This window comes from Streptomyces sp. NBC_01017, assembly GCF_045162795.1.
Classification (GTDB): Bacteria; Actinomycetota; Actinomycetes; order Streptomycetales; family Streptomycetaceae; genus Streptomyces; species Streptomyces machairae.
Genome location: NZ_CP108683.1, coordinates 2,802,617 through 2,822,809, shown reverse-complemented (window position 1 = coordinate 2,822,809; position 20,193 = coordinate 2,802,617). Strand labels below are relative to the sequence as shown.

Here is a 20,193-nt window from a genome sequence, read left to right as displayed (position 1 = left end):
TCGCTCACCGGTTGTCCAGGGCGCGGCGCATGCAGACCCGGGGCCACCGGTCGAGGCCGAGCTCCGCCTCATGGGCGCGGATCTTCCGCAGCCCCGGGGTGAGCTCGGCCTCGTCCAGTACGCGAAAGCCCAGGCGGGCGTAGTACGGCGCGTTCCACGGGACCTCGGTGAACGTGGTGAGGGTGAGGGCGGTGAGGTCCTGCTCGTGCGCGCGGTCGGCGGCGTACGTGAGGAGGGTGCGGCCCACGCCCCGGCGGGCGACCACCGGGTGGACCGAGACCTGCTCGATGTGCAGGGCGCCGTCGACGGGCTCGCAGATCAGATAGCCGACCGGGCGGTCACCCGCGTCGCAGGCGACCCAGGCGCGGCCCGCGCTGCGGTACTGCTCCAGGACGTCCAGGGCGGGCGGTGCGTCTTCGGCGATCGTCGCCATGGCGAGGTCGCGGAAGACCGCTCCGGCGGCGCGTTCGATGCCCTGGAGGACAGGGAGGTCGCCGGAAGTCGCGGGGCGGATGCGCATGGGCCGAGTGTCCGTCGGCGGCGGTGTCGGGCGCGAGCGGATTACCGGGCGCCTGTCGCGTCGAGCTCGTCGGCGAGGCTGTTGACCGGCTGGGGCGTCCCCGTGAGGTCGAGGATGAAGAGGGGGACGCCCAGCCCGTCGGCCCGGACGCGGGCGTCGGGGGCGTACCCGGCGAGAGAGAAGTAGACGCAGGCCGCGGACTCGGACATGGCGGTCAGCCACAGGCACTCCACGTCCCGCAGGGAAGCCGGGCTGACCGTCGGGTCGACCTGCGCGAGCAGCCCGTGGGCGGCGATGCCGACCCCCGACGTGGGCCGCTGGTCGGCACGGCGGATGTCCCGGTAGCCGAGCCACCGCAGATAGACGGCGGTGGCGGTGACCGCGTCACGGGCAGTGCGGATCGTGACGGGCTGAAAGGCGCGGCGCGCCGCGGGCGGCGCCTCCGGCCGCTCCGCCCCCGTGCCGGCTCCCGCCTCCGCCACCGGCACCCGCACCGTCGTCCCGCAGGGGCATCCCACCTCCGGACGGGGCCAATGGCTCTCCCGGCCGCACGCCCGACAGCGCACGCCGATCCATTCGTCGTCCCAGGCCCGATGCGCGACTGCCGTCGCGGTGCCGTGCGGATCGAGTTCCGGTGCGACGGGCGCCCCGCACGCGCACGGATAGGCGGGTGCCTCGTAGAGATGCTCGCGCCGGCAGGCCGGGCAGCGCACCGACACGCTCTCGGACATGGCCCACTCCAGGACGACCTCGCATCGGGACAGCGCTCCCATCGTCCTCCACCAGGTGCCCGGTTGTCCGCCCGTTGCCGGTCTTCGCCTCTTGACGCTCCTCAGCCGCCCCACTTACATTGCTTCCAGATAGTAGAAAACAGTTTCCGCAATGTGGAAAACGCAGGCGGAATCGACATCGTCACGGAAGAGCTCACCGCGGGGCGCGACGGGAGTGCGAATCCGACAGCCGAAGCAGGAGTACTCAATGGCTCGTATGACCGCTGCCCGAGCGGCAGTCGAGATCCTCAAGCGCGAGGGCGTCAGCAACGCGTTCGGCGTGCCGGGAGCGGCGATCAACCCCTTCTACGCTGCGCTCAAGGCCTCCGGCGGGATCAACCACACCCTTGCCCGCCATGTGGAGGGCGCCTCGCACATGGCGGAGGGCTACACCCGCACGCACGCCGGCAACATCGGCGTCTGCATCGGCACGTCCGGTCCCGCCGGCACCGACATGATCACCGGCCTGTACTCCGCGATCGGCGACTCCATCCCGATCCTGTGCATCACGGGCCAGGCGCCGACCGCCGTGATCCACAAAGAGGACTTCCAGGCCGTCGACATCGCCTCGATCGCCAAGCCGGTCACGAAAATGGCGGTGACCGTCCTGGAGGCCGCCCAGGTGCCCGGCGTCTTCCAGCAGGCGTTCCACCTGATGCGCTCCGGCCGTCCCGGCCCGGTCCTCATCGACCTGCCGATCGACGTCCAGCTGACGGAGATCGAGTTCGACCCGGAGACGTACGAGCCCCTCCAGGTCTACAAGCCGGCCGCGACCCGCGCCCAGATCGAGAAGGCGATCGGACTGCTGAACGCGTCCGAGCGGCCGCTGATCGTCGCGGGCGGCGGTGTCATCAACGCCGACGCCGCCGAACTCCTCGTCGAGTTCGCCGAGCTGACGGGCACGCCGGTCGTCCCGACCCTGATGGGCTGGGGCCTGCTGCCCGACGACCACGAGCTGAACGCCGGCATGGTGGGCCTGCAGACCTCGCACCGCTACGGCAACGCGACCTTCCTGGAGTCCGACTTCGTCCTCGGTATCGGCAACCGCTGGGCCAACCGCCACACCGGCAAGCTGGACGTCTACACGGCCGGGCGCAAGTTCGTCCACGTCGACGTCGAGCCCACCCAGATCGGCAAGATCTTCGCGCCGGACTACGGCATCGCGTCGGACGCGAAGGCCGCGCTGGAGCTGTTCGTCGAGGTGGCCAAGGAGCTGAAGGCCGCCGGCAAGCTGCCGGACCGCTCCGGCTGGGCGGCGTCCGCGCAGGAGAGGAAGGCGACCCTCCAGCGCCGTACGCACTTCGACGACATCCCGATCAAGCCGCAGCGCGTCTACGAGGAGATGAACAAGGCCTTCGGCCCGGAGACCCGGTACGTCTCCACCATCGGCCTCTCGCAGATCGCCGGCGCCCAGATGCTGCACGTCTTCAAGCCGCGGCACTGGATCAACTGCGGCCAGGCGGGCCCGCTGGGCTGGACGATCCCGGCCGCGCTGGGCGTGGCGAAGGCCGACCCCGAGGCGCAGGTCGTCGCGCTGTCCGGCGACTACGACTTCCAGTTCATGATCGAGGAGCTGGCGGTCGGGGCGCAGCACAGGATCCCGTACGTCCATGTCCTGGTGAACAACTCCTACCTGGGCCTGATCCGCCAGGCGCAGCGGGCGTTCGAGATCGACTTCCAGGTCAACCTGGAGTTCGAGAACGTCAACTCGCCCGAGCTGGGCATCTACGGCGTCGACCACGTCAAGGTCGCCGAGGGCCTCGGCTGCAAGGCGATCCGGGTGACCGACCCGAGCGAACTGGGCGCCGCCTTGGAGCAGGCCAAGAAGCTCGCTCAGGAGTACCGGGTCCCGGTGGTCGTCGAGGCGATCCTGGAGCGTGTCACCAACATCTCCATGTCGACCACGAACGACATCAGCAACGTCGTCGAGTTCGAGGAGATCGCGACGGAGCCGGGTCACTCGCCGACGTCGATCAGGACGCTGAAGGTCTGACGCGTCCACCGAGTCCGCTCGGCGGCGAGGGGCGGTCCCACCGAAAGGTCGGGCCGCCCCTTTTCGCGTGCCCCCGTGCGGTGCCCGCCGCCCCCGTGCCGGCGGGCACCTCGTGACTGGGAATGTGCCCGGTGCAGGGGGCGGTTGAAGCCTCACGGCGCCTGTTCAGAGGTTGATCTGAGGAATCCGTAGCCGGCGTACGTCCGGTGTTGTACGCGGCCGCCTACTGCTCGTGGTGCTCCGACAGCCCTGGCCAGTCGTCGGGACCACCGCCCTGCCAGTCGATGAAGTCGCTCTCCGAGATGTCCGTGACATACAGATCGGCGAGCCGCAGGATCTCGCTCACGTCATCCACGTGCGTGGCGATCCCCAGCGTCTCGTCGCCCTCCGTGACCCGCCGGGACCCGTCGAGCGCCGGCGGATGCACCACGACGTGCGGATGCTCCGTTGGATGTGCCATGCCCTCAGCCTCCTGCGGCCCGTGCAGTTCCGCACGCCGACGGCGCTGTCAGTGCGGGCCCGCACAATCCCTCCATGGCGACCCGAAGCGACATGACACGCGAATCGCAGCTCCGCGTGGTGGAGAAAGAAGGAGGCGACCGACACGGCCGTGCGTGACGCGCTCACGGCCGTCTTCCCGCACATGCACGGAGGGCGCAGCCGCAACCGCCGGGGCGGCAGGCGGCTCACGGAGCTGCTGGAGGCGGCGCGCGGCGCGGCGGCGGACGCGGGGGAGTGGCAGGTCGTACGGCTCCTCCAGGACTCCCTGGACTACGCGGAGGCCGGAACCTGCGCTACGACTTCGAGGAGCGTCACCGGCCATTCCAGGACGGCGCGCGCAATGAGACGAACCGGGACTTCCTGGCGCGCACGATGTGGGCGACGCACCAGTGGATGGTGGGCAAGGGCCAGGAGCTGCTGAGGAGCCGGCCCGACGCGAGCGCTGCCGACGTCCTGGAGCACTTCCGGGTGCAGGGGGAGGACGCGATGTTCCTGGAGGCCCCCGACGACCGGGCGATCTGCAACGGGCCCACGAAGGACAGCACTGGATCTTCGGCGGGCGCTTCGTGGGGGAGGCGGCCCATCGCAGGCCCGTCCCCGGGGACGAGGTGGACATCCCGCTGATCCGCGGCGACGGCTCCCCGCACATCGTGGAGCTGAAGCGGTCGATGAGTCTGGCGGGCCCGCTGGTCGAGCGGCACCGCAATGCGTGGGTGCCGGCGGCGCACCCGGGCCCGCGTCCGCGCGGAGTTCGGGATCGAAACCCGACGCGCCGGCGCCCTGGTGCTCATCGGCCATCCGGCAGGGCAACCGGACGTTCCGGAAGCCGAGATCACCGAGGCGCTGCGCACTTTCAACACCCACCTCGGCCGGGTCGAGGTCCTGACGTACCAGGAACTCCTCGACAGCGCCCACCGCGCTCTCGTCGACCCGGCCGAACCCGTCGACGCCGAAGAGCGCCGGGCACAGGACCGTCCGTGCCCGGCGCTCTTCAGCCGGTGAGATATCCGGTTGTGGCCGTCCGACGGTGCGAGGCTGGGCGCGACAGGACGTTCGCGCCGCCGGACGGGGTCTGGAAGGGGGTTCGGGACCGCGGCGGTTGCGATGGAACCGGATGCTCCTTCCCTCAGGTCGAAGAAGGAGACCGGGACCTTCACCACCGCACTGGCTCGCACGCCGCCGCGGTCCTCGTGTTGCCCGCGCCCGGGCCGATCGACCACCCCTCATCCGGGTCGATCGGCGTCGGTGTGCGGGCGATGCGTCCGGCTCATGACCTCCCGTCAGGAGACGGACGCAGCCTCGGGGTTCAGTCCTCGCGCAGGGCGCGGACCGCCTCCTCCACGCGCTTGCCGTACTCCGGGTCGGCGGCGTGGAAGTGGGCCAGGTTCTTCTCGATCACGTCGTCGCGGGAGACCTGGGACAGGCCACCGGCGATGTTCGCGATCAGACGGGACTTCTCCTCGGCGGACATCAGGCGGTACAGCTCGCCGGCCTGGAAGAAGTGGTCGTCCTTGGTGTGGAGCGGGGCCTCGTGGGTGCCCGTGTGGCCGGTCACCGCGAGCGGGGCCGACAGCGGGCTGCCGGTCTCGACCGGGCCGTCGTAGGAGTTCGGCTCGTAGTTCTTCGCCCCGCGGCCCTGGGAGTTGGCCGCCATGAAGCCGTCGCGGCCGTAGTTCTGCGCCGTCGTGGCCTTGGGGGCGTTCACGGCCAGCAGGGTGTGGTTGACGCCCAGCCGGTAGCGGTGGGCGTCCGCGTAGGCGAACAGCCGGCCCTGGAGCATCTTGTCGGGGGAGGGGCCGATGCCCGGCACGAAGTTGTTCGGGGAGAACGCGGCCTGCTCGACCTCGGCGAAGACGTTGTCCGGGTTGCGGTCCAGGACCAGCCGGCCCACGCGCTGCAACGGGTAGTCCTTGTGCGGCCACACCTTGGTGAGGTCGAACGGGTTGAAGCGGTAGTCGGCCGCCTCGGCCGCCGGCATGAGCTGGACGTAGAGCGTCCACGACGGGTGCACGCCCCGCTCGATCGCCTGGAGCAGGTCCGTCTGGTGGGAGTTGGCGTCCTTGCCCGCGAGCTCGGCACCCTGCTCGGAGGACAGGCAGCGGATGCCCTGGTTCGTCTTGAAGTGGTACTTGACGAAGAAGGCCTCGCCCTCGGCGTTCGTCCACTGGTAGGTGTGCGAGCCGTAGCCGTTCATGTGGCGGTACGACGCCGGGATGCCGCGGTCGCCCATCAGCCAGGTCACCTGGTGCGTGGCCTCGGGGGCGTGCGCCCAGAAGTCCCAGACGTTGTCCGGCTCCTGCTTGCCGGTGAACGGGTCGCGCTTCTGCGAGTGGATGAAGTCGGGGAACTTGATCGGGTCCTTGATGAAGAACACCGGGGTGTTGTTCCCGACGAGGTCGTAATTGCCCTCGGCCGTATAGAACTTGACCGCGAAACCGCGCGGGTCGCGCACCGCGTCCGCACCGCCGAGGCTGTCGGCCACGGTCGAGAAACGCAGGAACACCTCGGTCCGCTTGCCCACCGCGCTCAGGAAGTCGGCGTGGGTGAAGCCGGTGACGTCGTCGGTCACCTCGAAGTGGCCGTACGCGCCGGAGCCACGGGCGTGCACCACGCGCTCCGGAATGCGCTCGCGGTTGAAGCGCGCCAGCTTCTCCAGCAGGTGCTGGTCCTGGAGCAGGAGCGGGCCGCCGACGCCGGCGGAGGCTGAGTTCTGGTTGTCGGCGACCGGGGCGCCGGACTCGGTGGTGAGCACGCGCTTCGACATCGTGGACCTTCCGTGCGGGTGTCAGCGGAAAACTGTTTCCGCTTTGTGGAGCCTAGAAGTGGGGCGAGTGGGCGTCAACAGTTTGTTGAATTGAATCAACGCTTTGTTGAAGGAGATTCCGGGCCGCGGCGACGCCTGGGCGCGACAGGACAGGTGTCAGCGCCGCCGCGGCCCGGAAGTGTGGGGGCAGGCCCGGATCAGACCTGGGCGCCGGACAGACGCTCCACGGCCCGCAGCAGGGCCGAGTGGTCCAGCCCGCCGTCGCCCTGCGCACGCAGCGACGCGACCAGCTGGGCCACCACGGCACCGACCGGAAGGGCCGCGCCGACGTTGCGGGCGGCGTCCGTCACGATGCCCATGTCCTTGTGGTGCAGGTCGATACGGAAGCCGGGCTTGAAGTCCCGGTTCAGGAAGTTGTCCTTCTTCCGCGTCAGCACGGTCGAGCCCGCGAGGCCGCCGTTGAGGACGTCCAGCGCCGCCTGGAGGTCCACGCCGGACTTCTCCAGGAAGACCACGGCCTCGGCGCACGCCTGGATGTTCACGGCGACGATCAGCTGGTTGGCCGCCTTCACGGTCTGACCCGAGCCGTGCGGACCGCACAGCACGATGGTCTTGCCGAGGGCGTCGAAGATCGGCTTCGCCTGGTCGAAGTCGGCCCGCTCGCCGCCGACCATGATCGACAGTACGGCCTCGATGGCGCCGGCCTCGCCGCCGGACACGGGGGCGTCCAGGACGCGGATGCCCTTGTCCTTGGCCGCCTTCGCCAGGTCGACCGAGGTCTGCGGGGTGATCGAGGACATGTCGATCAGCAGCGCGCCGGACTTCGCGTTCTCCAGGATCCCGTCGGGGCCGTAGGAGATGGCCTCGACCTGCGGGGAGGCCGGCACCATCGTGAGGACGACATCGGCGTCCCGCACGGCCTCGGCGATCGAACCGGCGACCGTGCCGCCGGCGGCGGCCAGGCGGTCCAGCTTGTCCTGCTCCAGGGTGAAGCCGGTGACGTCGTAACCCGCCTTGATCAGGTTCTCGGACATGGGGGAGCCCATGATGCCGAGGCCGATCCAGGCGATCTTGGGAAGGTTGCTCATGATGGGGTGCCTCTCAAAAATACGGGGGTGTGTTCAGCGGGCGGCGCGCGCTTCGCGGGGCAGCCAGCCGAAGGCCTCCGCGCTGGGGCGGTCGCCCGGCTTGTACTCCAGGCCGACCCAGCCCGTGTAACCGGCCTTGGTCAGCTGGTCGAGCAGTTCCTTCAGCGGGAGCGTGCCCGTGCCCGGGGCGCCGCGGCCCGGGTTGTCGGCGATCTGCACGTGGCCGGTCCTGTCGGCGTACTGAGCGATCACCTGCGGCAGGTCCTCGCCGTTCATGGACAGGTGGTAGAGGTCCATGAGGAACTTCGCGTTCCCCAGCCCCGTCGCCTCGTTGACCCGGTCCACGATGTCGACCGCGGCCGGCGCGCTGACCAGCGGGTACAGCGGCGACTCCGGCTGGTTCAGCGCCTCGACGAGGAGAATCGCGCCGATCCGGTCGGCCGCCCGCGCCGCGAGAACCAGGTTCTCCAGCGCGAGCGCGTCCTGCTCGGCCGGGTCCATGCCCTCGACACGGTTGCCGTACAGGGCGTTGAGCGCCCGGCAGCCGAGGGAGGCCGCGAAGTCCGCCGCGACGTCGATGTTCGCGCGGAACCTCTCCGACTCCTCACCCGGGACCGACAGGGCGCCACGGTCGGGGCCGGGCAGCTGACCGGCGTAGAAGTTCAGGCCGGTGAGCTGGACGCCCGCGTCCTCGATCGCCTTCTTCAGGGCGTCGAGCTCGGACTGCTCCGGGGTGGGGGAGTCGATCCAGGGCCACCACAGCTCGACCGCGGTGAAGCCGGCCGCGGCGGCGGCCGCGGGGCGCTCCAGGAGCGGGAGTTCCGTGAAGAGGATCGACAGGTTGACGTTGAAGCGCTGCTCCGCGGCTGTGTCCGATTCGAAACCTGGCATATCGCCGGCGCTCCCTTCCGCTCAGTTTCGCATTGTGGAAGTTACTTTCTACTTAACGGAAGACTGCCGTCGACGACTGCGGCTTGTCAAGGGGACCGGGAGGTGGCACCCGGGGGTGCGCGGGCGGGGGATGTCCGGTTGTCGCCGTCGAATTCCGGCCAGTGCGAATGCGTATCTCCCGGGCGCCGCGCCCTTCTCGCCGACGGGAGAACGCCTTCCGTGCAAGGCACGGAAGCCCTGGGTCCCGGCCTGGTCGCGTGTACCGCGGGAACCGTTTTCCCGCCCACGATCACCTCCGGTGGAGGACGATGGAGAGCAAGGAGTGCACATGGAAATGTGCGGAAAGCGTGACTGTGCACCGGGAAAGGCGTATCCGTGCCCGGAGCGATGCGGTGATCGCGCGGGCGGCCCGCTCCGTCCCCGCGTCGGCTAGGGTCGCCTGGCGGCGGACGCGGCGCGTCCGCGGTGTGCCGCCCGGCCCCGGCCCGTAATGGGTGAACCGGGAGACGGCACAGGTCACGAAGGTTCTGGGGGCAGTATGCGACTGAAAGTGGAGTTCACGACCGAGCCTTTCGACCTCGACCAGGCACCCGCGCATGCGCTGGCGGCCCGCGAGGTCATCGAGGCGGCCGAGCTCGACGAGGTGGACGTCGGCCCGTTCGGGAACACGGCCGAGGGCGGTGCCGACACGGTGCTCACCGCCGTGGACGCCCTGCTGCGCAAGAGCCTGGAGGCCGGCGCCACCCGGATCTCGCTCCAGGTCAATGTGGTCGGGGAGGGTGACGCGTGACCGGCACCGGGGACGAGCCCTTCATCGCGGCCGTGAAGCCGCTGGTCGACGCCATGGGCGGCGAAATTCTCCCGCCGGACGAGGCGGGCCCCGAGGATGTCGTGCTCTCCTGGGAGGGTGCCGACGTCGTCGCCGTACGCCTGCCCCAGCTGGCCGACTCGCTGGATCACATCCTGGCCGCCATGGAGCGCAGGAAGGGCAAGCCGCTGGCCGACCTGGACCGCAAGGCCAAGCAGGAGGTCGTACGGATACTCGAGGCGCGCGGCGCCTTCTCCGTACGCCACGGAGTGGAGACCGTGGCCGGCGCGCTCGGGGTGAGCCGCTTCACCGTCTACAACTACCTGAACCGCGAGAAGGACGCCTGATCGCGCGGGGCACGAGCAGGGGCCTGGTGGGGCAGGGGCAGGGCCTGGCGGGGCGGGAGCCGGACCGGCTGCTCACCCGGTTTCACCTTCACGAATTTTCAACAAACTGTTGACGTGCTGTTGCGGGAGGGCGTTAGCTGTCGGCACGCCCGTTCAGCACAAAGGCCGAAACCGGCCACGGAGGCTCCCGTGACTTCCACTTCCACGCCGCCGGGCCTGGCCCGGTTCAACGCCCTCGAGGAGCATGCGGCCTTCACCGCACTCCACGAGGCGTGCGCCTCCACGGCATGGGCGAAGCGACTGCTCGCAGCCCGCCCCTACGGCGCCCCCGAGGACCTGTATACCGCGAGCGACGCCGCCATGGCGGAGCTCACGGTCACGGACCTCGAAGAAGCCATGGCCGGGCACCCGCCCATCGGCCGCCCCAAGCCCGGCGACCCGACCTCGTCCCGGGAACAGCGCGGCATGGCCGGCGCCTCCGAGGAGCTCAAGGCACAGATGCTGGAACTGAACCTCGCCTACCAGGAGAAGTTCGGCCACGTCTTCCTGATCTGCGCCACCGGCCGGACCGGTGAGCAGATGCGCGACGCGGTCAAGGAACGGATCGGCAACGCGCCGGAGCAGGAGCGGGAGATCGTCCGCACCGAGCTGGGCAAGATCAACCGTATCCGGCTCGCCCGGCTCGTCGACGAAGACCGATCTTCGAGGAAGACCGAAGAGGACGCCTGACCATGAGCACCAGCACCACCGCCTCCGTGTCCACCCACATCCTGGACACCAGCGTCGGCCGCCCCGCCGAGGCCGTCGCCGTCCAGCTCGCAGCCCGCACCGGCCGCGGCGCGGACTGGCAGACGCTCGGCGGCTCCGCGACCGACGCGGACGGGCGGTGCAAGGACCTGCCGGCGCTGCCGGAGGGCACCACACACGTACGGCTCGACTTCGCCGTGGAGCCGTATTTCGAGAAGAAGCAAGCCGATGCGCAGCAGGACGCCCCCGCGAATCGGGACAGCGGTGCCGTGTTCTTTCCCGAGGTGGCGATCACCTTCGCCGTGAACCCCGGGGAGCATTACCACGTGCCGCTGCTGCTCAACCCGTTCGGCTACTCCGTTTACCGAGGGAGCTAGCAGACATGCCCACGATCCTGGGACAGAACCAGTACGGCAAGGCCGAGAACCGAGTCGTAAAGATCACGCGGGACGGCGCCACCCATCACATCAAGGACCTGAACGTCTCCGTCGCGCTCTCCGGCGACATGGAAGAGGTCCACTACTCCGGCTCCAACGCCAACGTCCTGCCGACCGACACCACCAAGAACACGGTGTACGCGTTCGCCAAGGAGTACGGCATCGAGTCGGCCGAGCAGTTCGGCATCCACCTCGCCCGCCACTTCGTCACCTCGCAGGAGCCGATCCAGCAGGCCCGGATCCGTATCGAGGAGTACGCGTGGGAGCGGATCGAGGCCTCCGACGCCAACTCGCAGTTCATCGGCTCCGACGAGGTCAAGCACTCCTTCGTCCGCAAGGGCCAGGAGACGCGGGTCACGCAGATCACCTACGACGGTGAGAAGTGGGAGGTCGTATCCGGCCTCAAGGACCTCGTCGTGATGAACTCGACCAACTCCGAGTTCTGGGGCTACGTCAAGGACAAGTACACGACGCTCCAGGAGGCGTACGACCGCATCCTGGCCACCCAGGTCTCCGGTCGCTGGCGGTTCAACTGGACCGACGACGAGCAGCGGATGCCCAACTGGGAGAAGTCCTACGAGCAGACCAAGAAGCACATGCTCCAGGCCTTCGCCGAGACCTACTCGCTCTCGCTGCAGCAGACCCTGTACCAAATGGGTTCGCGCATCATCAACAACCGCAGCGAGATCGACGAGGTCCGCTTCTCCCTCCCGAACAAGCACCACTTCCTGGTGGACCTGGAGCCGTTCGGGCTGAAGAACGACAACGAGGTGTACTTCGCCGCCGACCGCCCCTACGGCCTGATCGAGGCCACCATCCTGCGGGACGGCTGCGAGCCGAAGATCCCCGTGGACCTCACCAACCTGTAAGCCAGCAACCCCATTTCGGCACCCGCGGCCGGAGGAGCGAGCCTGTGAGGCTCCCCGGCCGCGGTACTCAAATCCCCCAGGGTCCTGCCGTGCCCGCCGCTTCAGCACACCTCGTCGAAAAGGGACGAATCATGGCAGCAGCCCAGCGCATCGTCATCGAGAACTGTTCGATCGCGACGGTGGACGCGAACGACACCGAGTACGCCACGGGCCACCTCGTCATCGCGGACAACCGCATCGAGTCGCTCGGCGCGGGCAAGGCACCCGAGGGCCTGGAGAACGTCGGTACCCGCATCGACGCCACCGGGCACCTGGTCACTCCCGGCCTGGTCAACACCCACCACCACTTCTACCAGTGGATCACGCGGGGCCTGGCCACGGACCACAACCTCTTCAACTGGCTCGTCGCCCTCTACCCGACGTGGGCGCGCATCGACGAGCAGATGGTGCGCTCGGCCGCGCAGGGCTCCCTGGCGATGATGGCCCGCGGTGGCGTGACCACCGCCATGGACCACCACTACGTCTACCCGCAGGGCTCCGGCGACCTCTCCGGCGCCATCATCGGTGCCGCCCGCGACATGGGTGTCCGCTTCACCCTCGCCCGCGGCTCCATGGACCGCAGTGAGAAGGACGGCGGGCTGCCCCCGGACTTCGCCGTCGAGACCCTCGAAGGCGCGCTGGCCGCGACCGAGGAGACCGTCAAGCAGCACCACGACTCCTCCTTCGACGCGATGACCCAGGTCGCCGTCGCCCCCTGCTCCCCGTTCTCCATCTCCACCGAACTGCTCAAGCAGGGCGGCGAGCTGGCCCGCCGGCTCGGCGTGCGCATGCACACCCACGGCTCGGAGACCGTGGAGGAGGAGAAGTTCTGCCACGAGCTGTTCGGCATGGGCCCGACCGACTACTTCGAGTCCACCGGCTGGCTCGGCGAGGACGTGTGGATGGCGCACTGCGTCCACATGAACGACTCCGACATCGCCGCCTTCGCCCGGACGAAGACCGGTGTCGCCCACTGCCCGTCCTCCAACGCCCGCCTCGCCGCCGGTATCGCCCGCGTCCCCGACATGCTGGCGGCAGGCGTCCCGGTCGGCCTCGGCGTCGACGGCACCGCGTCCAACGAGTCCGGCGAGCTGCACACCGAACTGCGCAACGCCCTGCTCATCAACCGCCTCGGCGCCCACCGCGAGGCCGCCCTGAACGCCCGGCAGGCCCTGCGGCTCGGGACGTACGGCGGTGCCCAGGTCCTCGGCCGCGCCGCCGAGATCGGCTCGCTGGAGCCCGGCAAGCTGGCCGACCTGGTGCTGTGGAAGCTGGACACGCTCGCCCACTCCTCCATCGCCGACCCGGTCACCGCGCTGGTCTTCGGCGCGGCGGCCCCGGTCACGGCGTCCTTCGTGAACGGCCAGCAGATCGTGGAGGACGGACGTCTGCGCACGGCCGACGAGGACGCGATCGCCCGCAGCACGCGGGACCAGGCCCGGCGGCTCGCGGAGATCGCCGCGCAGGGCTGACCAGTTGAAGATCTCCGGTCGAGGGGGACGGCCCTCGACCGGTAGCCGTGGACCCGAGCGGGGTCCATGGCGGCCGTCTCCGGGGCGCGCGCCCATGCGTGCGCTCCGGAACGGTCACCGTTTCCCCCCGGAACGGGCCCGTCCCCGGTCCCGCACGACCGCGCACCACCTCCCTGAAACCCACGTCAGAGCCGCCGTGTAACCGACCGGAGGAGAGCCGCAGTGTCCGCCCAGTCCGTTCATCCAGTCGACGAGAAACTCCCCGCCCTGAAAATGGCGACCACCGGCCTTCAGCATGTGGCCGCCATGTACGCGGGAGTGGTCGCCCCACCCCTGATCGTCGGCGCGGCCATAGGCCTCTCCGCGACCGATCTGACCTTCCTCACCGGCGCCTGCCTGTTCACCGCGGGCCTCGCCACCTTCCTGCAGACCCTCGGGATATGGAAGATCGGCGCCCGACTGCCGTTCGTCAACGGCGTCACCTTCGCCGGCGTCGCCCCCATGACCGCGATCGTCGCCTCCACCGAGGACAAGTCCGACGCCCTGCCGATCATCTTCGGCGCGGTGATCGTCGCCGGCCTCCTCGGCTTCCTCGCCGCCCCCTTCTTCAGCAAGGCGGTGCGCTTCTTCCCACCGGTCGTGACGGGTACGGTCATCACCCTGATCGGCATCTCGCTGCTCCCCGTCGCCTTCGGCTGGGCGCAGGGCCCCAACCCGGCCGCGGACGACTTCGGTTCGGCGACGAACCTGGGCCTGGCGGGCGGGACACTGCTGATCGTCCTGCTCCTGCGCCGGTTCACCACGGGCTTCGTCAAGCAGATCGCCGTACTGCTCGGCCTGGTGGCGGGCACGCTGATCGCGATCCCGTTCGGTGTCACGGACTTCGGGCCCGTCGCGGACGCGGCCGTCATCGGCTTCCCGACCCCGTTCCACTTCGGTGCCCCGCAGTTCCAGCTCGCCGCGATCATCTCGCTGTGCGTGGTGATGGTGGTGTCGATGACCGAATCGACCGCCGACATGCTGGCGTTGGGTGAGATCGTCGACCGCCCGGCCGACGAGAAGACCATCGCGGCGGGCCTGCGCGCCGACACTCTCGGCTCGGCGATCAGCCCCTTCTTCAACGGCTTCATGTGCAGTGCCTTCGCGCAGAACATCGGCCTGGTCGCCATGACCAGGATCCGCAGCCGGTACGTCGTCGCCGCGGGCGGCGGCTTCCTGGTCCTGATGGGCCTGTGCCCGATGGCCGCGTCGCTCATCGCGGTCGTACCGCGCCCGGTGCTCGGCGGTGCGGGCGTGGTCCTGTTCGGCTCGGTGGCGGCCAGCGGCATCCAGACCCTGGTTCGGGCCGGCCTGGACCGGGACAACAACGTCCTGATCGTCGCCGTCTCACTGGCCGTCGGCATCGTCCCGATCACGGCGCCGGAGTTCTACCACGCCTTCCCGGAGACGGCGCGGATCGTCCTCGACTCCGGCATCTCGACGGGCTGTGTGGCGGCGGTGGCGCTCAACCTCGTCTTCAACCACCTGGGCAGGGGCCGCGACGCACAGGACGTCACCCACCCCATGGAGGCAGGGGAGGAGATCACCGGGGCGACCCGGGCCCCGGCCACGCCATGAGGTTGGCGAACAACTCGGCCTGCTCGACGGCGTCGTCCAGCGCATGGTGCGTGTGACGGCGCCTCGACAGCAGCTCACGCGGCATCGTGCCCTTGGCCACCGCCCGCAGCGGCAGCCCGGCCTTGGTCGCGTACAGCGTCTTCATGTCCATGCAGCCCGAGTGCCCGAAGGGGCTCGCTCCGGTGAAGCGGATCAAGTACCAGTACAGGAACGTCCAGTCGTACGACGCCGGGTAGCCGCACATCACCGGCTGGGCGTCGCCGCCGACCTCACGCACCCAGCGCGTGAACTGCGCGAGCGCGAGGGCGGGGTCGACACCCTCCTCGCGCAGGCGCTCCCGATCGAGCCCGCTCACGGCCAGCGCCTCCGGCACGAACTCGTCGCTGATCGGCCGTAGTTCACGGTAGAAGGTGTCCTTCTCCGGGTCGGCCGCCGTGAACCCTTCGGCATCCTGCATCCCGGCGACGGCGGCGCCGAGGCTCAGCATGGAGTACGGACCCGGGATGGGGCCGTCGGCCTCGATGTCGACGGAGATGTAGAGGCTGGGTCTGATACGTCGTGCGGCCATGGAGTGGGAGTTTCCCAGGTGGCCGTGGCCTTCCGCATCCGAATTCCGCTTAGGCTTCTGCCTCGGTCAACTCATGATTGACCAGGGGTTCTGGGGTTCTGGGGTTCAGGGGATGAGGGGGAAGCGGGCCGATGAGCAACGCGACTGAGGTGTTCCAGCCACTCCAGGCGGACGATCCGCCCGTCGTGGCCGGATACCGCCTCGCCGCCCGGCTCGGCGCCGGTGGCATGGGCCGGGTCTTCCTGTCACACACGCAGGGCGGCCGACCGGTGGCGATCAAGGTGGTACGCCCGGAGCTGGCTGACGACCCGGGCTTCCGACGGCGATTCCGCCGGGAGGTGGAGGCGGCCCGGCGGGTCCGTGGCGCGTACACCGCCGAGTTGATCGACGCCGACGTGGACGGCGTACCGCCCTGGCTCGCCACGCTGTATGTTCCCGGGCCCTCCCTGACGGAGGCCGTCGCCCGGCGTGGCCCGCTGCCGGTGCCCGCGGTGCTGTGGCTGATGGCGGGGGTGGCCGAGGCGCTGCAGGCCATCCACGGTGCGGGAATCGTGCACCGGGACCTGAAGCCGTCGAACGTGCTGCTGGCCGCCGACGGGCCCCGCGTGATCGACTTCGGCATCTCGCTGGCCGCCGACCTGAGCTCCCACACGGCCGCGGGCGCCACCGTCGGCACGCCCCACTTCATGGCTCCCGAGCAGGCGTCCGGGGGCGAGGTCACGGCGGCGACGGATGTCTTCGCGCTGGGCCAGACGGCGGCGTTCGCGGCGCTGGGCCGGCCGCTCTACGGGGAGGGTTCCGCGCCCGGTGTGCTGTACCGGATCGTGCACGACGAACCCGACCTGTCCGCGCTGCCCGAGCAACTCCGTCCCCTGTTCGCCCGGTGCCTGGCCGCGGCCCCGGAGGAGCGCGCGACCTCGGCGGAGATCATCGAGTGGTGCCGGCGGCGACTCGGGTCCGACGCCGACGCGGGCGCGGGGCCGGCCGTCTGGCGGGACGTCATGGGGCTGGAGGTGACGGTTCCGTCCCCGGTGCCCGACCCCACCCGGCTGCTGCATACCCGGCCGTTGGTCGTCACGCAGCCACAGCCGCAGCCGGCGGAGCCCGACGAGCGGCGGGCGGGCGGACGGCGTACCGCGCTGATCACGACCGCGGCGGTGACGGCCGGGGCCCTGGTGCTGACGGGTTCCGCGTGGCTGTTCGCGGACGCGGGGGTCAGGTTCCGCGACTGGGTCGTGGGCGCGTCGTCGACGTCCGGCCCGAAGGACTCCGCACGGTCGTCGGGGAAGGAGCCGGGGGCGTCGTCATCGGCATCCGCGCCGACGTCGCGGGACGGTGCCGGGGCGGCCGGAACCGGTGACCGGACACCGGGGGCGTCGAAGCCCTCCCCGACCAGGTCCGCGTCGCCGCAAGTCCTCACTCAAGCCCCCGTGCTGCTGACCGCGCAGACGTCACTGAGCTTCAAGGAACCGCTCTGGCGCGAGGACCGCAAGGGCGACATCCGCCTCGACTGCGAGGACGCCGGCTGCGCGATCGAGAGCAACAGCAGCGTGTTCCTCCAGATGTTCGGCAGTTCGGGGACCACCCTCGACGAATGCCGCCTCATGCTCGGCGGCGCCGACCGCCACCGCTGGACCCTGGCCTCGGTGGCGGCCGGCAGCGAGATCTGCGTCAAGCACTCCTCCGGGGACATCGCGCTGCTGGTGGTCCAGACGAAGTCGACGGCGCTGCCGGAGCTCGCCTCGGTGAGCCTGGACATGACGGTCTGGAAGAACGCGGCCTGATCGCCCCGTGGCGACATGCGCCCGCCCCGGCAGAACTCCGGGAGTCCTGCCGGGGCGAGCGGTGTCCCTGTGGGGCCGGATCAGCGGGTGAAGGTCACCCGGTTCTCCTTCAGGGAACCGCAGTTGGAGCCGGTCACCTGCACGTACACGTTCTTGATGTGCCCGCCCCAGTCGACGCAGTGGCCCTTGCCGGTGACGTAGGTCGGTCCGGCGTACGACGTGAAGCTGCCGTTGTCCTCGTGGAACTCCTCGGTGTCGGGGACGTAGATCCACGCGGACATGTCCTGGGCGGTGCCCGGGTTCTTGCGGATGGTCACGACACAGTTCTCGCCGTTGGAGGCGTTGTACGTCAGGTAGACGGTGCCCAGCGAGCCGACGGGCGCCGAGTTCACGGTCTTGTAGCTGCTGCCGCAGACCTTCTGCGGGGTGGTGTTGGGCGCCGCGGAGGCGGGCGAGGCCAGGGCGGCCGTGCTCCCCACCATCAGGGCCGCCACTGCGGCGCCGGACAGAACAGAACGGGTGTATCGCATATTTCCCCCTGGTAACCATTGGAGTTGGTTGCTCCTGCATGATGTGACCCACGGGGTATCCGAATGGTTGTGCTCAGTTCTGCCGCGATCGCAGCACGACCGCCGCCAGCATCAGCGCGCCGATCGCGATCAACGTCCCTACCTGGAAGGCGAGTTGATAACCCGCCGCCGTGGCGGCCACCAGCTCCGTACCACGCTCGCGCAGGCCGTCGGTGCGGCTCGCGGCCAGGACCGAGAGCACCGCCAGACCCAGCGAACCGCCCACCACCTGCGTGGTGTTGAAGAGCCCGGACGCCAGCCCCGCGTCCTCCTCGCGGGCGCCCGACATCGCGAGCCCGGTCAGCGCGGGCATCGCCGCGGCGAATCCGGCAGCGAGCAGAAGCAGCGGCGGGAGTACGTCGGTGAGGTACGAGCCGTCCACCGGGGCGCGGCTCAGCAGTGCCATGCCCGCGACGATGAGGGCCAGCCCCGCCAGCAGGACCCGGTACGCCCCGTAGCGGTCGACGGTCCGCGCCGACAGGCCCAGCATCAGTACGCCGATGGCGATCGGCGCCGGCAGGAACGCCGTGCCGGTCAGCAACTCGCCGTAACCCAGGACGCGTTGGAGGTACAGCGCGCCGATGAACTGGAAGCCGTACATCGTCGCGATCATCAGGATCTGCACGGCGTTCGCGCCGCTCAGCAGCCGGGAGCCGAACAGGCGCAGCCGCAGCAGCGGACGAGCCGCCCGTGCCTGGCGGAGCGTGAACGCCACGAACAGGGCGAGGGCCAGGGCGGCCAGCAGCCAGGTGGCGGTCAGGTCACGGTCGCCGGCGCCGACGATGACGTACACCGTGAGCATGAGGGCGCCGGTGACCAGCGCCGCGCCCGGGTAGTCGGCGCCCCTGCCGAGCCCGGCGCCGCGGTCCGGCTCCAGCACCCGTAGCGCCGCGAGCAACGCCACGATCCCGATCGGCAGGTTGATCAGAAAGATCCAGTGCCAGTTCAGGGCCTCGGTCAGCGCCCCGCCGAGGAAGGTGCCGAGTGCGCCGCCCGCCGCGCCGACCGCGCTGAACACCGCGATGGCACGGGCCTGTTCGCGCGGCTCGGGGAACAGCGCCACCAGCATGCCCAGCACCACGGCCGAGGTCATCGCCCCGCCCACGCCCTGCAGGGCGCGCGCCGCGATCAGCACGCCCTGCTCGGTCGCCACCCCGCACAGCACGGAAGCCGCGGTGAACACGGCGAGCCCCGCCGTGAACATCCGCTTACGGCCGACCAGGTCGCCGAGCCGGCCCGCCAGCAGCAGCAACCCGCCGAACGGGATCAGGTAGGCGTTGACGACCCAGGCGAGGCCCGGGGCCGTGAAGCCGAGGTCGGTCTGGATGGCGGGCATGGCGACCGTGACGATGTTGCCGTCCAGGATCGTCATCAGCGTCCCCGCGCACAGGACGACGAGGGATGCCCAGCGGGAGTACGTTCGGTGTGATGTCGGCGTCGGGGACTCGACGATGGCCGTCATGGCGGTCCTGCCTCCGGCTTCTCCAATGGTGCACGACTTGTAACGGGGTACATCGTGAGTGACCATGGGAGAGCGGCATAAGGAGGCAGTTGGATGTCCCAGAGGAACACCGGTGTAACCGTCCAGGCAGTGAACGCGCACGCGTGCCCGGTCCGCGAAGTTCTTGACAGGGTCTCCGGGAAGTGGAGCGTCCAGATCCTCGTCGCCGCCGCGCACGGACCCATCCGCTTCACCGAGCTGGAGCGCAGCATCGAGGGCATCAGCCGCCGGATGCTGACCCTCACCCTGCGCAATCTGGAGCGCGACGGCCTCGTCACCCGCACCGTCCATCCGACGGTGCCGCCGAAGGTGGAATACGAACTGACGCCGGTGGCGCGGGAGTTGCACGAGACCCTGCAGCGCCTGACCGACTGGGCCGAGCGGAACAGGGTCTACATCGCCGAGTCGCGTGCCACCTACGACGCCGAGCACGACAAGGAGCAGGCCTGACTACAGCCCGAACAGGCTCGGCTCCGTGGACAGTTCCTTGAAGTAGTCCTGCGGGTTCGCCACCAGCTTGCGTTCCTTCAGGTCCAGCAGCCCGCCGACACCCTTGAGTTCGGCCGCCACCGTGCCGTCGGCCTTGCTGATGGTCTGCAGGACACTGAACGTCCGGCCGCCCGACCACTCGAAGGCGCACGTGATGTCCACCTCGTCACCGGCGAGGAGCTCACGCTTGTAGCGGATGGTCGTCTCCAATGCGACGGGACCCACGCCCTTGCCTATCAGCCCCGTCTGGGTGATGCCCGCGGCCCGGAGCAGCGACCAGCGCGCGTGCTCGGCGTAGTTGATGTACACGCTCTGGTTGACGTGCCCCTGGGTGTCGGTCTCGTAGCCGCGGACGGTGACCCGGACGGAAAACTGCTCGCTCACTGCTTCCCCTTCTCGCCTTCTGTGCCCAGCGCACC

The 20,193-nt window shown here is 69.8% G+C and carries 22 protein-coding genes; 12 read left to right on the top strand and 10 right to left on the bottom strand.

The window, feature by feature from the left end:
* Window positions 1-4 precede the first annotated feature (4 nt).
* Window positions 5-520 (bottom strand): GNAT family N-acetyltransferase, encoded by a 516-nt coding sequence (locus tag OG331_RS13090; protein WP_406195380.1) that lies wholly within the window; start codon window positions 518-520, stop codon window positions 5-7.
* 41 nt (window positions 521-561) lie between these two features.
* Complete coding sequence (locus OG331_RS13085) at window positions 562-1,293, bottom strand: hypothetical protein (RefSeq protein WP_406195377.1); 732 nt, start codon at window positions 1,291-1,293, stop codon at window positions 562-564.
* A gap of 205 nt (window positions 1,294-1,498) precedes the next feature.
* Between OG331_RS13085 and gcl the strand changes: the two genes are divergently transcribed.
* Window positions 1,499-3,283 carry a glyoxylate carboligase gene (gcl, locus tag OG331_RS13080; RefSeq protein WP_406195375.1) on the top strand — a complete coding sequence of 595 codons (1,785 nt, stop codon included), beginning with the start codon at window positions 1,499-1,501 and terminating at the stop codon, window positions 3,281-3,283.
* 223 nt (window positions 3,284-3,506) lie between these two features.
* Here the strand turns inward: gcl and OG331_RS13075 are convergent, their stop codons facing one another.
* A complete protein-coding gene (locus OG331_RS13075; RefSeq protein ID WP_147995713.1) occupies window positions 3,507-3,743 on the bottom strand; it encodes a hypothetical protein in 237 nt (78 codons plus the stop codon).
* A gap of 275 nt (window positions 3,744-4,018) precedes the next feature.
* Here OG331_RS13075 and OG331_RS13070 point away from each other — a divergent pair, with 275 nt between their 5' ends.
* Window positions 4,019-4,408 (top strand): hypothetical protein, encoded by a 390-nt coding sequence (locus OG331_RS13070; protein ID WP_406195372.1) that lies wholly within the window; start codon window positions 4,019-4,021, stop codon window positions 4,406-4,408.
* 81 nt (window positions 4,409-4,489) lie between these two features.
* Window positions 4,490-4,786 (top strand): hypothetical protein, encoded by a 297-nt coding sequence (locus OG331_RS13065; protein WP_406195369.1) that lies wholly within the window; start codon window positions 4,490-4,492, stop codon window positions 4,784-4,786.
* A 304-nt stretch (window positions 4,787-5,090) separates the two neighbouring features.
* Here OG331_RS13065 and OG331_RS13060 read toward each other — a convergent pair whose 3' ends face one another.
* The 3 genes from OG331_RS13060 to OG331_RS13050 form a co-directional block, all read right to left on the bottom strand.
* A complete protein-coding gene (locus tag OG331_RS13060) occupies window positions 5,091-6,548 on the bottom strand; it encodes a catalase (RefSeq protein WP_406195366.1) in 1,458 nt (485 codons plus the stop codon).
* Window positions 6,549-6,745: 197 nt separating this feature from the next.
* Entirely contained in the window at window positions 6,746-7,636 is an 891-nt protein-coding gene (locus OG331_RS13055; protein ID WP_406195362.1) for a 2-hydroxy-3-oxopropionate reductase, read from the bottom strand.
* Between the two features lie 33 nt (window positions 7,637-7,669).
* Window positions 7,670-8,527, bottom strand: coding sequence for a TIM barrel protein (locus OG331_RS13050; protein WP_406195360.1), 858 nt, complete (start codon window positions 8,525-8,527; stop codon window positions 7,670-7,672).
* Window positions 8,528-9,065: 538 nt separating this feature from the next.
* Here OG331_RS13050 and OG331_RS13045 point away from each other — a divergent pair.
* From OG331_RS13045 to OG331_RS13015, 7 genes are all read left to right on the top strand, one after another.
* Window positions 9,066-9,317 (top strand): hypothetical protein, encoded by a 252-nt coding sequence (locus OG331_RS13045; protein WP_383248639.1) that lies wholly within the window; start codon window positions 9,066-9,068, stop codon window positions 9,315-9,317.
* A complete protein-coding gene (locus OG331_RS13040; protein ID WP_406195357.1) occupies window positions 9,314-9,682 on the top strand; it encodes a helix-turn-helix domain-containing protein in 369 nt (122 codons plus the stop codon). The genes OG331_RS13045 and OG331_RS13040 overlap by 4 nt, the downstream gene beginning before the upstream one ends.
* 189 nt (window positions 9,683-9,871) lie before the next feature.
* Window positions 9,872-10,411 carry a 2-oxo-4-hydroxy-4-carboxy-5-ureidoimidazoline decarboxylase gene (uraD, locus tag OG331_RS13035; protein WP_406195355.1) on the top strand — a complete coding sequence of 180 codons (540 nt, stop codon included), beginning with the start codon at window positions 9,872-9,874 and terminating at the stop codon, window positions 10,409-10,411.
* 2 nt (window positions 10,412-10,413) lie between these two features.
* On the top strand, window positions 10,414-10,806 hold the full coding sequence (gene uraH / locus OG331_RS13030; RefSeq protein WP_383248635.1) for a hydroxyisourate hydrolase: 393 nt from the start codon (window positions 10,414-10,416) through the stop codon (window positions 10,804-10,806).
* A gap of 5 nt (window positions 10,807-10,811) precedes the next feature.
* Entirely contained in the window at window positions 10,812-11,735 is a 924-nt protein-coding gene (gene pucL, locus OG331_RS13025) for a factor-independent urate hydroxylase (RefSeq protein ID WP_406195353.1), read from the top strand.
* A gap of 131 nt (window positions 11,736-11,866) precedes the next feature.
* Window positions 11,867-13,246 carry an 8-oxoguanine deaminase gene (locus OG331_RS13020; RefSeq protein ID WP_406195350.1) on the top strand — a complete coding sequence of 460 codons (1,380 nt, stop codon included), beginning with the start codon at window positions 11,867-11,869 and terminating at the stop codon, window positions 13,244-13,246.
* 222 nt (window positions 13,247-13,468) lie between these two features.
* Window positions 13,469-14,863, top strand: a complete 1,395-nt coding sequence (locus OG331_RS13015) for a nucleobase:cation symporter-2 family protein (RefSeq protein ID WP_406195347.1) — start codon at window positions 13,469-13,471, stop codon at window positions 14,861-14,863.
* On the opposite strand, the gene OG331_RS13010 is transcribed toward OG331_RS13015, so the two are convergent.
* Window positions 14,829-15,431, bottom strand: coding sequence for a 3'-5' exoribonuclease domain-containing protein (locus OG331_RS13010; RefSeq protein ID WP_406195345.1), 603 nt, complete (start codon window positions 15,429-15,431; stop codon window positions 14,829-14,831). The two genes, OG331_RS13015 and OG331_RS13010, sit on opposite strands and share 35 nt — an antisense overlap.
* 131 nt (window positions 15,432-15,562) lie before the next feature.
* Here OG331_RS13010 and OG331_RS13005 point away from each other — a divergent pair, with 131 nt between their 5' ends.
* Window positions 15,563-17,215: a serine/threonine-protein kinase gene (locus tag OG331_RS13005; RefSeq protein ID WP_406195342.1), complete on the top strand. Its 1,653-nt coding sequence runs from the start codon at window positions 15,563-15,565 to the stop codon at window positions 17,213-17,215.
* Window positions 17,216-17,295: 80 nt separating this feature from the next.
* Here the strand turns inward: OG331_RS13005 and OG331_RS13000 are convergent, their stop codons facing one another.
* Together OG331_RS13000 and OG331_RS12995 are read right to left on the bottom strand one after the other, a co-directional pair.
* Window positions 17,296-17,745 (bottom strand): spore-associated protein, encoded by a 450-nt coding sequence (locus tag OG331_RS13000; protein WP_406195340.1) that lies wholly within the window; start codon window positions 17,743-17,745, stop codon window positions 17,296-17,298.
* A gap of 73 nt (window positions 17,746-17,818) precedes the next feature.
* Complete coding sequence (locus OG331_RS12995) at window positions 17,819-19,246, bottom strand: MFS transporter (RefSeq protein ID WP_406195338.1); 1,428 nt, start codon at window positions 19,244-19,246, stop codon at window positions 17,819-17,821.
* 93 nt (window positions 19,247-19,339) lie between these two features.
* Between OG331_RS12995 and OG331_RS12990 the strand changes: the two genes are divergently transcribed.
* A complete protein-coding gene (locus OG331_RS12990) occupies window positions 19,340-19,735 on the top strand; it encodes a winged helix-turn-helix transcriptional regulator (RefSeq protein ID WP_406195336.1) in 396 nt (131 codons plus the stop codon).
* On the opposite strand, the gene OG331_RS12985 is transcribed toward OG331_RS12990, so the two are convergent.
* A complete protein-coding gene (locus OG331_RS12985) occupies window positions 19,736-20,158 on the bottom strand; it encodes an acyl-CoA thioesterase (protein WP_406195334.1) in 423 nt (140 codons plus the stop codon). It abuts the gene before it with no gap.
* Window positions 20,159-20,193: the final 35 nt, after the last annotated feature.